The sequence below is a fragment of the Pseudomonas sp. LTGT-11-2Z genome, from assembly GCF_003691445.1.
GTDB lineage: Bacteria > Pseudomonadota > Gammaproteobacteria > Pseudomonadales > Pseudomonadaceae > Aquipseudomonas > Aquipseudomonas monteilii.
On record NZ_CP033104.1, the window covers coordinates 5,466,919 to 5,481,127 of the forward strand.

Annotated in this window: 9 protein-coding genes and 2 rRNA genes; 1 reads left to right on the forward strand and 10 read right to left on the reverse strand. The window is 59.3% G+C overall.

Features of this window, described 5'->3' with window-relative positions:
- Nucleotides 1-13 precede the first annotated feature (13 nt).
- The 5 genes from fkpB to murJ all read right to left on the reverse strand — a co-directional run bounded on the left by fkpB (nucleotide 14) and on the right by murJ (nucleotide 6,387).
- The gene (gene fkpB, locus D8767_RS25850; protein ID WP_016713411.1) at nucleotides 14-451 is read right to left on the reverse strand and encodes an FKBP-type peptidyl-prolyl cis-trans isomerase; all 438 of its coding nucleotides are present in this window, start codon (nucleotides 449-451) and stop codon (nucleotides 14-16) included.
- Nucleotides 444-959: a signal peptidase II gene (gene lspA, locus D8767_RS25855; protein WP_016713412.1), complete on the reverse strand. Its 516-nt coding sequence runs from the start codon at nucleotides 957-959 to the stop codon at nucleotides 444-446. The genes fkpB and lspA overlap by 8 nt, the downstream gene beginning before the upstream one ends.
- The gene (gene ileS, locus D8767_RS25860) at nucleotides 952-3,783 is read right to left on the reverse strand and encodes an isoleucine--tRNA ligase (protein ID WP_016713413.1); all 2,832 of its coding nucleotides are present in this window, start codon (nucleotides 3,781-3,783) and stop codon (nucleotides 952-954) included. Before ileS ends, lspA begins: the two co-directional genes overlap by 8 nt.
- A complete protein-coding gene (ribF, locus tag D8767_RS25865; protein ID WP_025754946.1) occupies nucleotides 3,780-4,730 on the reverse strand; it encodes a bifunctional riboflavin kinase/FAD synthetase in 951 nt (316 codons plus the stop codon). The genes ileS and ribF overlap by 4 nt, the downstream gene beginning before the upstream one ends.
- A 118-nt stretch (nucleotides 4,731-4,848) precedes the next feature.
- Nucleotides 4,849-6,387, reverse strand: coding sequence for a murein biosynthesis integral membrane protein MurJ (gene murJ, locus D8767_RS25870; protein ID WP_016713415.1), 1,539 nt, complete (start codon nucleotides 6,385-6,387; stop codon nucleotides 4,849-4,851).
- Between the two features lie 250 nt (nucleotides 6,388-6,637).
- Here murJ and rpsT point away from each other — a divergent pair, with 250 nt between their 5' ends.
- Nucleotides 6,638-6,916, forward strand: a complete 279-nt coding sequence (rpsT, locus tag D8767_RS25875; RefSeq protein ID WP_003247625.1) for a 30S ribosomal protein S20 — start codon at nucleotides 6,638-6,640, stop codon at nucleotides 6,914-6,916.
- 207 nt (nucleotides 6,917-7,123) lie between these two features.
- On the opposite strand, the gene D8767_RS25880 is transcribed toward rpsT, so the two are convergent.
- From D8767_RS25880 to D8767_RS25905, 5 genes are all read right to left on the reverse strand, one after another.
- Entirely contained in the window at nucleotides 7,124-9,424 is a 2,301-nt protein-coding gene (locus D8767_RS25880; RefSeq protein WP_025754944.1) for a PqiB family protein, read from the reverse strand.
- Nucleotides 9,417-10,040, reverse strand: coding sequence for a paraquat-inducible protein A (locus D8767_RS25885; protein WP_016713417.1), 624 nt, complete (start codon nucleotides 10,038-10,040; stop codon nucleotides 9,417-9,419). Before D8767_RS25885 ends, D8767_RS25880 begins: the two co-directional genes overlap by 8 nt.
- Nucleotides 10,027-10,686 carry a paraquat-inducible protein A gene (locus D8767_RS25890; protein WP_016713418.1) on the reverse strand — a complete coding sequence of 220 codons (660 nt, stop codon included), beginning with the start codon at nucleotides 10,684-10,686 and terminating at the stop codon, nucleotides 10,027-10,029. The genes D8767_RS25885 and D8767_RS25890 overlap by 14 nt, the downstream gene beginning before the upstream one ends.
- Nucleotides 10,687-10,962: 276 nt before the next feature.
- Nucleotides 10,963-11,078 (reverse strand): 5S ribosomal RNA (gene rrf / locus D8767_RS25900).
- A gap of 133 nt (nucleotides 11,079-11,211) precedes the next feature.
- Nucleotides 11,212-14,104: ribosomal RNA gene (locus D8767_RS25905) — 23S ribosomal RNA — on the reverse strand.
- Nucleotides 14,105-14,209: the final 105 nt, after the last annotated feature.

The following is a 14,209-nucleotide window of genomic DNA, read 5'->3' on the forward strand; positions in this document are numbered from 1 at the left end:
CTCGGCTCCAGGCTTACAGGGCCTTCACCCCGAGGATCTCCACCTCGAAGGTCAGGGTCTTGCCAGCCAGTGGGTGATTGAAGTCGATGGTCACCTGGTCGTCATCGAACGCTTTGACCACACCCGGCAGCTCGGTGTTGGCGGCGTCATTGAAGATGATCAGCAGCCCTTCGGACAGCTCCATGCCTTCGAAGTTGGACCGCGGCATGACTTGCACGTTTTGCGGGTTGGGCTGGCCGAAGGCGTTCTCCGGGGCCACCACCACAGTACGCTTGTCACCGGCCTTGAAGCCGAACAGCGCGTTTTCGAAACCTGGCAGCAGGTTGCCGTCGCCCACCTTGAAGGTGGCCGGGGCCTTGTCGAACGTGCTGTCGACGGTGTCGCCGTTTTCCAGATGCAGCGCGAAGTGCAGGGTGACTTCGGTGTTCTGGCCGATACGCGTGTCAGTCATGGACCGGATCCTCAGACTTCTTGCTCTTGAACATATCCAGCGCCAGCATCACCGCGCCAACGGTAATGGCGCTGTCGGCCAGGTTGAAGGCCGGGAAGTAATGGCGGTTCTGCCAGTGCACCAGGATGAAGTCGACCACATGGCCCAGCACGACGCGGTCGTAAAGGTTGCCGATCGCACCACCCAGCACCAGCGACAGCGCCACAGCCAGCCAGGTCTCGTTGCGCCCCAGGCGCTTGAGCCACACCACCAGCACGGCACTGACCACCACGGCGATCAGGGCGAACAGCCAGCGCTGCCAGCCCGAGCTTTCTGCCAGGAAGCTGAAGGCGGCGCCGGTGTTGTAGGCCAAGGTCCAGCTGAAGTAGTCCGGAATGACGACAATCTGCTGGTACATGGTCAAGGCGTTGTTGAAATACAGCTTGGTGGCCTGGTCAAGAACCAGGACCAGCAAGCTCAGCCAAAGCCATGCAAGGCGCCCGAAGCGCCCCGCTGCAGGGTTAGGCATAGTGACGCACCTCGCCCGAACCGCTCAGGTTGTCGACGCAACGGCTGCAGATTTCCGGGTGCTCCGGGTGGCTGCCGACGTCGGCGCGGAAGTGCCAGCAACGGCCGCACTTGGCGTGACCGGACTTGACCACTTTCAGCTTGAGGCCTTCGACTTCGGTGGCCACAGCATCCGCTGGCGCCTGCACGAACGGCACCACGCTGGCGGCCGAAGTGATCAGCACGAAGCGCAGTTCGTCGCCCAGCTTGCCCAGGTCGGCGCTCAGCCCTTCGTCGGCGTACAGGGTGACTTCGGCCTGCAGGTTGCCGCCAATGACCTTGGCGGTACGCTGGTTTTCCAGCTCCTTGTTGACCGAGGCCTTCACTGCCATCACGCGGTCCCAGTAGGCGCGGTCCAGCTCGGTGCCTTCCGGCAGCTCGCTCAGGCCCTGGTACCAGCCGTTGAGCATCACCGACTCGTTGCGCTCGCCCGGCAGGTACTGCCAGATTTCATCGGCGGTGAATGCCAGGATCGGCGCGATCCAGCGCACCAGCGCTTCGCTGATGTGGTACAGCGCGGTCTGGCAGGAACGGCGGGCGACACTGTTGGCGCCGGTGGTGTACTGGCGGTCCTTGATGATGTCGAGGTAGAAGCCGCCCAGCTCCTGCACGCAGAAGTTGTGCACCTTGGAGTAAACGTTCCAGAAACGGTACTCGCTGTAGTGCTCTTCCAGCTCGCGTTGCAGCAACAGGGTGCGGTCCACGGCCCAACGGTCCAGTGCCAGCATGTCTTCCGGGGCCAGCAGGTCGCGGGCCGGGTCGAAGCCGGACAGGTTGGACAGCAGGAAGCGCGCGGTATTGCGGATACGGCGGTAGGCGTCGGCGCTGCGCTGCAGGATCTGCTCGGAAACCGCCATTTCACCGGAGTAGTCGGTAGCGGAAACCCACAGGCGCAGGATATCGGCACCCAGGGTGTTGTTGACCTTCTCCGGCTCGATGGTGTTACCCAGCGACTTGGACATCTTGCGGCCGTTCTCGTCCACGGTGAAGCCGTGGGTCAGCAGCTCGCGGTAAGGCGCATGGTTGTCGATGGCGCAACCGGTCAGCAAGGAAGAGTGGAACCAGCCGCGGTGCTGGTCGGAACCTTCCAGGTACAGGTCGGCGCGCGGGCCGGTGGCGTGGCCGATGTCGTGCGAACCACGCAGCACATGCCAGTGGGTGGTGCCCGAGTCGAACCACACATCGAGCGTGTCGGCGATCTTGTCGTACTGGCCGGCTTCAGCGCCCAGCAGCTCGGCGGCGTCCAGTTTGAACCAAGCTTCGATGCCTTCCTGTTCGACGCGCTTGGCCACTGCTTCCATCAGCTCGACGGTGCGTGGGTGCAGTTCGCCGGTTTGCTTGTGCAGGAAGAACGGGATCGGTACACCCCAGTTGCGCTGACGCGAGATGCACCAGTCCGGGCGGTTGGCGATCATCGCGTGCAGGCGCGCCTGGCCCCAGGCCGGCACGAACTTGGTGTCTTCGATGGCTTTCAGCGCGCGCTCACGCAGCGGCTCGCCAGTGGTCGGCTGCTTGTCCATGCCCACGAACCACTGCGCGGTGGCGCGGTAGATCAGCGGGGTTTTGTGACGCCAGCAGTGCATGTAGCTGTGGCTGATGGTTTCGGTGTGCATCAGCGCACCGACTTCGCTCAGCTTCTCGACGATGGCCGGGTTGGCCTTCCAGATGAACTGGCCGCCGAAGAAGGGCAGCGACTCGACATACACACCGTTGCTCTGCACCGGGGTGAGGATGTCGTCATTGACCATGCCGTAGCGCTTGCAGGTGACGAAGTCGTCTTCACCGTAGGCTGGCGAGGAGTGCACCACGCCGGTACCGGCGCCCAGCTCGACGTAGTCGGCCAGGTAGATCGGCGACAGGCGGTCGTAGAACGGGTGGCGGAAGTTGATCAGTTCCAGCGCCGAACCTTCAGCGGTAGCGATGACCGAGCCTTCCAGGTTGTAGCGCTTGAGGCACGACTCGACCAGCTCTTCAGCCAGCACCAGCAGACGCTCACCGGTATCGACCAAGGCGTATTTGAACTCCGGGTGGATGTTCAGCGCCTGGTTGGCCGGGATGGTCCACGGGGTGGTGGTCCAGATCACGATGGCGGCTGGTTTGGCCAGCGCATCCAGGCCGAAAGCGGCGGCCAGCTTGGCCTCATCGGCAACCGGGAAGGCCACGTCGATGGTCTGGGATTTCTTGTCGGCGTACTCGACCTCGGCCTCGGCCAGCGCCGAACCGCAATCGAAGCACCAGTTCACAGGCTTGAGGCCCTTGAACACGAAGCCTTGCTTGACCATTTCGGCCAGGGCGCGGATTTCGCCGGCCTCGTTGGCGAAGTTCATGGTCTTGTACGGGTTGTCCCAGTCACCCAGCACACCCAGGCGGATGAACTCAGTCTTCTGCCCTTCGATCTGCTCAGCAGCATACTCGCGGCACAGCTCGCGGGTGCGGTCGGCGGACAGGTGCTTGCCGTGGGTTACCTCGACCTTGTGCTCGATCGGCAGACCATGGCAGTCCCAGCCCGGCACGTACGGCGCATCGAAGCCGGCCAGGGTCTTGGAACGGACGATCATGTCCTTGAGGATCTTGTTCAGCGCATGACCGATGTGAATCTTGCCGTTGGCATAGGGCGGGCCGTCGTGCAGGACGAACTTGGGACGATCCTTGCCAATTTCGCGCAGCTTCTGGTACAGGCCAATGCTGTCCCAGCGCTGCAGGATCTGCGGTTCGCGCTGAGGCAGGCCGGCCTTCATGGGGAAGGCGGTGTCCGGAAGGTTAAGCGTGGCTTTGTAGTCGGTCATTTCAGGCTCTTCGTTAGCGGTTGAGCGTGCCAATGTGCACGTGCGGCGGCGATATCCGCATCGATCGCCGACTTCAGCGCCTCCAGGGAGGCAAATCGCTGCTCTTCACGCAGCTTGTGGTGGAACTCCACCGTCAGGCGCCGGCCGTAAAGGTCGCCGGCATAATCCAGCAGATGAATCTCCAGGTGCGGGCGCCCATCACCGGCAACGGTGGGACGCACGCCGATATTGCCGACACCCGGCCAGGCCTTGCCGTCGATCTCGATGCTGGCCAGGTAGACCCCGGACAGCGGCACGCGGCGGCGCTTGAGCTGGATGTTGGCGGTAGGTGTGCCGAGCTGGCGGGCCAGCTTCTGGCCATGCAGCACGCGGCCGGTGATGTTGTACGGGCGGCCCAGCAGGTGTTCGGCCAGCTCGAAGTTGCCTTCGGACAGGGCCTTGCGCACCTCAGTGCTGCTGACGCGCAGGCCGTCCTGAATCACCGTGTTGGCGGCCTCGACGGTGAAACCATACTGCTGGCCGGCCTCGACCAGGAAGGCGAAGCCGCCGGCGCGGTCGCAGCCAAAGCGGAAGTCGTCGCCCACTTCAAGGTGACGCACACCCAGGCCGTCAACCAGGATGGCCTTGACGAAGGCATCGGCGCTGAGCTTGCTCAGCCGCTGGTTGAACGCCAGGCACAGCACTCGGTCGATACCTTCGGCGGCCAGTAGCTCGACCTTGTCGCGCAGGCGTGCCAGACGCGCCGGTGCGGTATCGGGGGCGAAATACTCGCGCGGTTGCGGTTCGAAGATCACCACACAGGTCGGCAGGCCCAACGCCTGGCCGCGCTCGCGCAGGCGCGCCAGGATTGCCTGGTGGCCGCGGTGAACCCCGTCGAAGTTGCCAATGGTGGCGACACAGCCCCGGTGCTCGGGGCGCAGGTTGTGAAGACCTCGAACCAGCTGCATAACGCGCTTCTTGCTCATAAAGTGGCCGATTATAACCACACCCGGGCGCTGGTGACAGGCAGCAACGCCCAAGGGCGGCGTGGAATGTGAAAAACCGACGCCTGACCCGTCCGAAGCCTCAATGCAGGGCCTTGCGGGCAAAATGCCGGGGCCGGAAGCCGCACAGGTACAGGCAACCGAAATACGTCACCACACCTGCCAGGATCAACGCCCCCAGGCGTAGCAGGCGCTCAAGCATGTTGCCTTGCTCCCAGGCCGGCAGGTAGTGCATGCCGGCCAGCAATACCGCCGACATCAACCCCACCGCCAGCACCAGTTTGAGCAGGAACATCGCCCAGCCGGGCTGGGGCTGGAACAGCTGCTGGCTGCGCAGCTTCCAGAACAGCAGGCCGGCGTTCAGGCAGGCGCCCAGGCTGATCGCCAGGGCCAGGCCGGCATGGGCCAGCGGGCCGATCAGGGCCAGGTTGAACAGCTGGGTGCAGACCAGGGTGAAAATCGCGATCTTCACCGGTGTGCGGATATTCTGCTGCGCATAGAAGCCGGGTGCCAGTACCTTGACCAGAATGATCGCCAGCAAGCCCACGGAATAGGCAATCAGCGCACGCTGGGTCATGGCCGCGTCAACCGCACTGAACTTGCCGTACTGGAACAGCGCCACGGTCAGCGGCTCGGCAAGGATGGCCAAGGCCAAGGTGCATGGCAGGACCAGCAGGAAGCACAACCGCAGGCCCCAGTCGAGGATTCGCGAATACTCTTCGCGGTCCTTGTTGGCATAGGTCTTGGCCAAAGTCGGCAGCAGGATGGTACCCAGGGCCACGCCGAGCACGCCCGAGGGCAACTCCATGAGGCGGTCGGCGTAGTACATCCACGACACCGAGCCGGCCACCAGGAAGGAGGCGAAGATGGTGTTGATGATGAGCGAAATCTGGCTTACCGAAACCCCGAGAATCGCCGGCAGCATCTGCTTCAGCACCCGCCATACACCCGCGTCCTTGAGGTTCAGGCGCGGCAGCACGAGCATGCCGATCTTTTTCAGCGCTGGCAGCTGGTACAGCAACTGCGCCAGGCCACCGGCCAGCACACCCCAGGCCAAAGCCATGATCGGCGGGTCGAAGTACGGCGTCAGCAGCACGGCGAAGGCGATCATCGCCACGTTCAGCAGGGTCGGGGTGAAGGCGGGTACCGAAAAACGGTTCCAGGTATTGAGGATCGCCCCAGCCAGGGAAGACAGCGAGATCAGCAATATATAAGGAAAAGTCACCCGCAACAGCGCAGTGGTCAGCTCGTATTTTTCCGCGCTGTCGACAAAGCCCGGGGCTGTGGCCCACACCACCCACGGTGCCGCCAGGATGCCGATGGCAGTCACCAAGGCCAGGACCAGGGTCAACAGGCCACTGACATACGCGATGAAAGTGCGAGTCGCCTCCTCGCCTTGCTGGGTCTTGTATTCGGCCAGGATCGGCACGAAGGCCTGGGAGAAGGCCCCTTCGGCGAAGATGCGCCGCAGCAGGTTGGGCAACTTGAACGCGATGAAGAAGGCATCGGTGGCGACACCAGCACCAAAAATGCGGGCCAGGATGGTGTCGCGAACAAAGCCCAGCACCCGCGAAATCATGGTGATCGAGCTTACTGCAGCCAGGGATTTGAGCAGGTTCATCGAAAAGATTCACGCCAATGACAGAGGACGCTGCCAGACAGCGTCCGAATGTGCGATACTCCCGCGCCTTCGCAGGGGAGCCAAAAATTCCCGAGTGTACAGGTCGCGCAGCAGAAAGGAATCTTTCCCGCTTGTTGGCGCACCGCTCGGCGGAACCTTGCAGGTGGCCTTGACATCCGGTCGACTGATCGGCATGATTCGCGGCCTATTTTGTTTGCTATTTACCTAAAGTCTTTCGAGGAGCTCGACGGTGGCCAACACACCTTCCGCCAAGAAACGTGCAAAACAGGCTGAGAAGCGTCGCAGCCACAACGCCAGCCTGCGTTCCATGGTCCGCACCTACATCAAGAATGTAGTTAAAGCCATCGACGCAAAAGACGCCGAAAAAGCGCAAGCCGCTTACGTTCTGGCTGTACCTGTAATCGACCGTATGGCCGACAAAGGTATCATCCACAAGAACAAGGCTGCTCGTCACAAAGGCCGTCTGAATGGCCACATCAAGGCGCTGAAAGAAGCTGCAGCTGCCTAAGCGACGTGCTAGTCGAAAAGCCGACCCTAGGGTCGGCTTTTTGTTGCCTGCGATTTATTGGAATCGTTCGATTCGAACATTGATGGTCAATTGACACAATAATACTCATCAATTGACGCTCGTAGGAACGGGTTTACCCGCGAACACCGGCAGAGCCGGTGCCATGCATCGCGAGATTTCTTGCAGGTAAACCCGCTCCAACAATTCTTACTTGGCTATCTGGATCTTCGGTGCCCACTGCAGCCATTCATCCTCGGCCTTGTCGAACAAGGCGAAGGTCTGCTGTGGCCGGGCCGGGTTACCCATTTGCTCGCCATCTGGTGTAGCGAACGCGATACCACCGTCGATCAGGGTCTCCACCGACTCGGTACGCACCGTAGCCCCCTTGAACAGCCCCCAGTCGAAACCGAAGCCACTGCTGTTCCAGAAGCGGCTACCACTGCGCACCAAAGCAGCATAGCGTGGCTCGATAAGGATATGGATCAGCACGCGGTCGGCATTCTGGCCCAGCTCGAAGCCCGTCACCTTCCCCACCGCCACCTCGCGGTAGGTCACCGGCACCCCGGGCTTGATCGAGCCGCGGCGTGGCGCACTAAGCGTCAATGGCAAACCGACCTCTGGCCCCGCCACCTGCGGCGCATCAGCCAAGGCGATGAAATCGCGCTGCGGGCCACGGTCCTTGGCCGCCGGCTGCACTTCCAGGTACTGCCCGCCCACAAGGGTGTCGAGGTTTTCGGTGCGTACCAGGCCCAAAGCCGGCTTGACCACCCAGAACTGCGTCCCGACACGGGCGATACGGTCTGCCGACTCGGTAATGCGAGCGCGCAGAAGCACCGCCTGCAGGTCGTCGGTGAGGTCGACGCTTTCGATACTGCCCACATCCAGGCCACGGAAGCGGATCGCTGTGCCCGGCTTCAGGCCATCTGCCCGGTCAACGCGGATGGTAATCAAGGTACCCGCGCGGTTTACCGCCTCTTGGCTATCATGCAGGCGGAAGCGCGGAATATGGCGCTTGAGCGCCACATCGGGCCGTGGCGTGTCGAAGGCGATACCACCGGCCATCAGCGTTTGCAGCGACTCACTCTTGATCTTGATGCCCGACAGGCCGCCCGTCAGGGTGATACCACTGACGTTCCAGAAGCGCGATGAACCGTTGACCAGCTTCTCGTACTCTTTCTCGATATGCACGCCGATCAGAATTCGGTTGCTGTTACGGGCGAACTGGTAGCTCTGCACGCTGCCCACCTTCACCTGGCGGTACATTACCGGGCTGCCGATTTCCAGCGAACCCAGGGTATCGGCGAACAACACCATGTGCAGACCCGGCGCCTTGAGGTCGAGCGGCGGCGCCTTGGCGCGGGCCTCGAACTCACGCTCGGGCCGGGCGCCCTTTTCGCCCGGGCGAATGGCGATGTAGTTACCTTTGACCAATGCCTCCAGGCCGGTGATACCCGCCAGGGAAATCGACGGTTTGACCACCCAGAACTGCGTGCCTTCGACCAGGTAGTCCTCGGTCAGCGGGTCCAGCGTCAGCTCCGCTGATGCACTGGCCAGGTTGTCTTCCATCTTCAGGGCTTTCAGCGAGCCCACCTGGATGCCCTTGTACATCACCGGCGTGCGACCTGCCTGCAGGCCTTCATAGTCGCTCAGCTTCACTTTGACGCGGATACCGGCCTGGGCTGCATCGAAGTCTTCATACAGACGGAACGGCAGGCTCGGGTCGGTGGGCGGGCTGTCCTTGCGGTATTCCGGCGTGGCGAAAGCGATACCACCGGCCACGATGCTCGACAGCGACTCGCTGCGCACCTTAACACCCGAAAGCGAAGCATCGATGCTGACGCCACTGGCGTTCCAGAAACGCGTGTGCTTGCGGACCAGGCTGGCGTAGGCTGGCTCGATGAAAACCTTGACCTCTACAGTGCTCTGGTCCTCGGACAAGCGGTAGCTTTTTACGCGACCAACCTGGATCTGTTTGTAGAACACCGGGCTGTCACGGTTGAGCGAGCCCAGCCTGTCGGCCTTGAGCGTCAAATGCAGGCCCGGCTCCGTATCCGAGAGCGGTGGTGCCACCTTCAATGCGGTGAAGCGCTTGGTGCGCTCCCCCTCCCCCGGGCTAACGGCGATGTAGTTACCCGATACCAATGTTTCAAGACCGGAAATACCTGCCAGGCTGACACTCGGCTTCACCAGCCAGAAGCGCGTGCCTTTGGTCAGGTGAGGCTCGGCGGCCTTGTTCATCTCGATGGTAGCGATCACACCCTGGTTGTCGCCCTTGGCGTCGAGCACCAGGCTTACCACCTTGCCAACCGGCATGCCCTTGTAGATCACCTCAGTCTTGTTGGCGACGATGCCCTCGCCCGACTCGAAACGGACTTCAATTTGCACACCGGCATCACGGTAGGCTTGCCATGCGAGCCAGCCACCGATCATCAAGGCAATCAAAGGCAGGATCCAGATAGCCGACCAGTTCGAGGCTGGGCGGGTTTTAGCCGTTGGCAGGTCACTCATGGTCGTCATCCGACTCCGTGTTATCCCAAATCAGTCGGGGATCGAAAGTTAAAGCGGCAAGCATTGTCAGGATCACCACAGTTGCGAAGGCGACAGCGCCCAGGTTGGCTTCGACACTGGCTATTCGGCCGAAATTCACCACCGCCACCAGAATGGCAATGACAAAGATGTCCAGCATGGACCAGCGCCCAATGAATTCGATGAAGCGGTACATCAATATCCGTTGTCGGGCAGACAGCGGTTGCCGACGTTGAACGGAGTACAGCAGCAAGCCAATACCCACCAGCTTGAATGTGGGCACCAGGATACTGGCAATGAACACCACAGCCGCGATGGGCACCATACCGTGCTTGAGCAGCGTGATGACGCCAGACATGATCGTGTCAGGGCTGCCCTGACCGAGCGTACTCACGGTCATGATCGGCAGCATGTTGGCCGGGATGTACAGGATCGATGCAGCAATCAGTAACGCCCAGGTACGCACGATGCTGTTCGGCCGGCGTGCATGCACGATGGCGCCGCAACGCGTACAGGTCTGTGAAGTGCTGTCGGGCGCTTGCCGGTTCAGCTGGTGACATTCATTGCAGACAAGAATGCCCGCATCAATCGCCCGCATGCAGGTCCTCCCCCGATAGCGCACTCCAGATCTGGTGAGGTGACATCACCACTTCGAGCCACACCTGGATCAATAACAGGCTGATGAAACAGAACAACCCCAGGCCCACTGTCAATTCGGCCAGGTCCACCAACTTGACGATGGCCACCAGCACCCCCATGAAATAGACCTCGAGCATGCCCCAATCACGCAGGTGGTGATAGATGCGGTAGAACAGCAGGCCGAAGTTACGCCCCACATTCAGGCGGATACTCAGCAGCACTGCCAACTGGCAGAGCAGTTTTGCCAGGGGGATGGCCATGCTACACAGGAAAACCACCACGGCTACGGCGCGCATTCCTGAGCTGTACAGGCCCAGCACACCACTCCAGACGGTGTCGTCCGAAGTCTGGCCAAGCAGATGCAGCTGCATGATTGGCAGGAAATTGGCTGGCACGAAAAGCAACAGGGCGGTCAACACCAAGGCCAGGCTGCGGTTGACCACATTGTGCCGGTGAGCGTAGAGCTCGTAGCCACAGCGCGGGCACTGGGCTTTTTCATCATGCTGGAGCACGGGCTTGCGCAGCAGCAGGTCGCATTCGTGACAGGCGACAAGCTCGTCCAGCGGCAACTGGGCCAGGGTTTCGGGATCGACAGGGTTTGGCATATAGCGCTTCTGAATAGGTGCGTGGGGCTATTCTAGTGTTCTGGCTCGAATTGTGGGAGCTGACCTTGGCCAGGAGGGTGTATCACCTTCCTGCGGGAGCGGGCGCGCCCGTGAAACAGGCGACACGGTGGATGGCACCGGCGTTGCCGGTGTTCGCGGCTAAAGCCGCTCCTACAGGGATCTGGGCAAGGCCGAGACTTGCGTGGACCTGGCTTTTTCGGGCCACAAAGACAAAACCCCTACCTGCATGCGCAGATAGGGGTTTTGCGAAATGAATCTTGACGATGACCTACTCTCACATGGGGAAACCCCACACTACCATCGGCGATGCATCGTTTCACTACTGAGTTCGGGATGGGATCAGGTGGTTCCAATGCTCTATGGTCGTCAAGAAATTCTGTTGCCAGAATGTTCGTGAACACTCTTGGCCAATTCGGATATGCGATATTTGTGATGTTGCGAACTTTCGGGTCTTTCGTCTTCACCACCACAATTCGGCTTACGCGCAAATTGCTTGGGTGTTATATGGTCAAGCCTCACGGGCAATTAGTATTGGTTAGCTCAACGCCTCACAGCGCTTACACACCCAACCTATCAACGTCGTAGTCTTCGACGGCCCTTTAGGGGATTCAAGATCCCAGTGAGATCTCATCTTGAGGCAAGTTTCCCGCTTAGATGCTTTCAGCGGTTATCTCTTCCGAACATAGCTACCCGGCAATGCCACTGGCGTGACAACCGGAACACCAGAGGTTCGTCCACTCCGGTCCTCTCGTACTAGGAGCAGCCCCTCTCAAATCTCAAACGTCCACGGCAGATAGGGACCGAACTGTCTCACGACGTTCTAAACCCAGCTCGCGTACCACTTTAAATGGCGAACAGCCATACCCTTGGGACCGGCTTCAGCCCCAGGATGTGATGAGCCGACATCGAGGTGCCAAACACCGCCGTCGATATGAACTCTTGGGCGGTATCAGCCTGTTATCCCCGGAGTACCTTTTATCCGTTGAGCGATGGCCCTTCCATACAGAACCACCGGATCACTAAGACCTACTTTCGTACCTGCTCGACGTGTTTGTCTCGCAGTCAAGCGCGCTTTTGCCTTTATACTCTACGACCGATTTCCGACCGGTCTGAGCGCACCTTCGTACTCCTCCGTTACTCTTTGGGAGGAGACCGCCCCAGTCAAACTACCCACCATACACTGTCCTCGATCCGGATAACGGACCTGAGTTAGAACCTCAAAGTTGCCAGGGTGGTATTTCAAGGATGGCTCCATGAGAACTGGCGTCCCCACTTCAAAGCCTCCCACCTATCCTACACAAGCAAATTCAAAGTCCAGTGCAAAGCTATAGTAAAGGTTCACGGGGTCTTTCCGTCTAGCCGCGGATACACTGCATCTTCACAGCGATTTCAATTTCACTGAGTCTCGGGTGGAGACAGCGCCGCCATCGTTACGCCATTCGTGCAGGTCGGAACTTACCCGACAAGGAATTTCGCTACCTTAGGACCGTTATAGTTACGGCCGCCGTTTACCGGGGCTTCGATCAAGAGCTTCGCTTGCGCTAACCCCATCAATTAACCTTCCGGCACCGGGCAGGCGTCACACCCTATACGTCCACTTTCGTGTTTGCAGAGTGCTGTGTTTTTAATAAACAGTCGCAGCGGCCTGGTATCTTCGACCGGCATGAGCTTACGGAGCAAGTCCTTCACCCTCGCCGGCGCACCTTCTCCCGAAGTTACGGTGCCATTTTGCCTAGTTCCTTCACCCGAGTTCTCTCAAGCGCCTTGGTATTCTCTACCTAACCACCTGTGTCGGTTTGGGGTACGGTTCCCAGTTATCTGAAGCTTAGGAGCTTTTCTTGGAAGCATGGTATCAACCACTTCGTCGCCTAAAGGCAACTCGTCATCAGCTCTCGGCCTTGAAATCCCGGATTTGCCTAAGATTTCAGCCTACCACCTTAAACCTGGACAACCAACGCCAGGCTGGCCTAACCTTCTCCGTCCCTCCATCGCAATAACTGGAAGTACAGGAATATTAACCTGTTTTCCATCGACTACGCTTTTCAGCCTCGCCTTAGGGACCGACTAACCCTGCGTCGATTAACGTTGCGCAGGAAACCTTGGTCTTTCGGCGTGCGAGTTTTTCACTCGCATTGTCGTTACTCATGTCAGCATTCGCACTTCTGATACCTCCAGCAAGCTTCTCAACTCACCTTCACAGGCTTACAGAACGCTCCTCTACCGCATCATCATAAGATGATACCCGTAGCTTCGGTGCATGGTTTGAGCCCCGTTACATCTTCCGCGCAGGCCGACTCGACTAGTGAGCTATTACGCTTTCTTTAAAGGGTGGCTGCTTCTAAGCCAACCTCCTAGCTGTCTAAGCCTTCCCACATCGTTTCCCACTTAACCATGACTTTGGGACCTTAGCTGACGGTCTGGGTTGTTTCCCTTTTCACGACGGACGTTAGCACCCGCCGTGTGTCTCCCATGCTCGGCACTTGTAGGTATTCGGAGTTTGCATCGGTTTGGTAAGTCGGGATGACCCCCTAGCCGAAACAGTGCTCTACCCCCTACAGTGATACATGAGGCGCTACCTAAATAGCTTTCGAGGAGAACCAGCTATCTCCGAGCTTGATTAGCCTTTCACTCCGATCCACAGGTCATCCGCTAACTTTTCAACGGTAGTCGGTTCGGTCCTCCAGTCAGTGTTACCTAACCTTCAACCTGCCCATGGATAGATCGCCCGGTTTCGGGTCTATACCCAGCGACTAAACGCCCTATTAAGACTCGCTTTCGCTACGCCTCCCCTATTCGGTTAAGCTCGCCACTGAATATAAGTCGCTGACCCATTATACAAAAGGTACGCAGTCACCTAACAAAGTAGGCTCCCACTGCTTGTACGCATACGGTTTCAGGTTCTATTTCACTCCCCTCTCCGGGGTTCTTTTCGCCTTTCCCTCACGGTACTGGTTCACTATCGGTCAGTCAGTAGTATTTAGCCTTGGAGGATGGTCCCCCCATATTCAGACAAAGTTTCTCGTGCTCCGTCCTACTCGATTTCATTGACAAGAGATTTTCGTGTACGGGGCTATCACCCACTATGGCCGCACTTTCCAGAGCGTTCCACTAATCTCAAATCAACTTAAGGGCTGGTCCCCGTTCGCTCGCCACTACTAAGGGAATCTCGGTTGATTTCTTTTCCTCAGGGTACTTAGATGTTTCAGTTCCCCTGGTTCGCCTCTTGCACCTATGTATTCAGTACAAGATACTCAGCTTATGCTGAGTGGGTTCCCCCATTCAGAGATCTCTGGATCACAGTCTGTTTGCCGACTCCCCAAAGCTTATCGCAGGCTACCACGTCTTTCATCGCCTCTGACTGCCAAGGCATCCACCGTATGCGCTTCTTCACTTGACCATATAACCCCAAGCAATCTGGTTATACTGTGAAGACGACATTCGCCGAAAATTCGCATTTCGCTCATTGCTGAGCAGAACTCACAAATTTTACCTTAGCCTGATT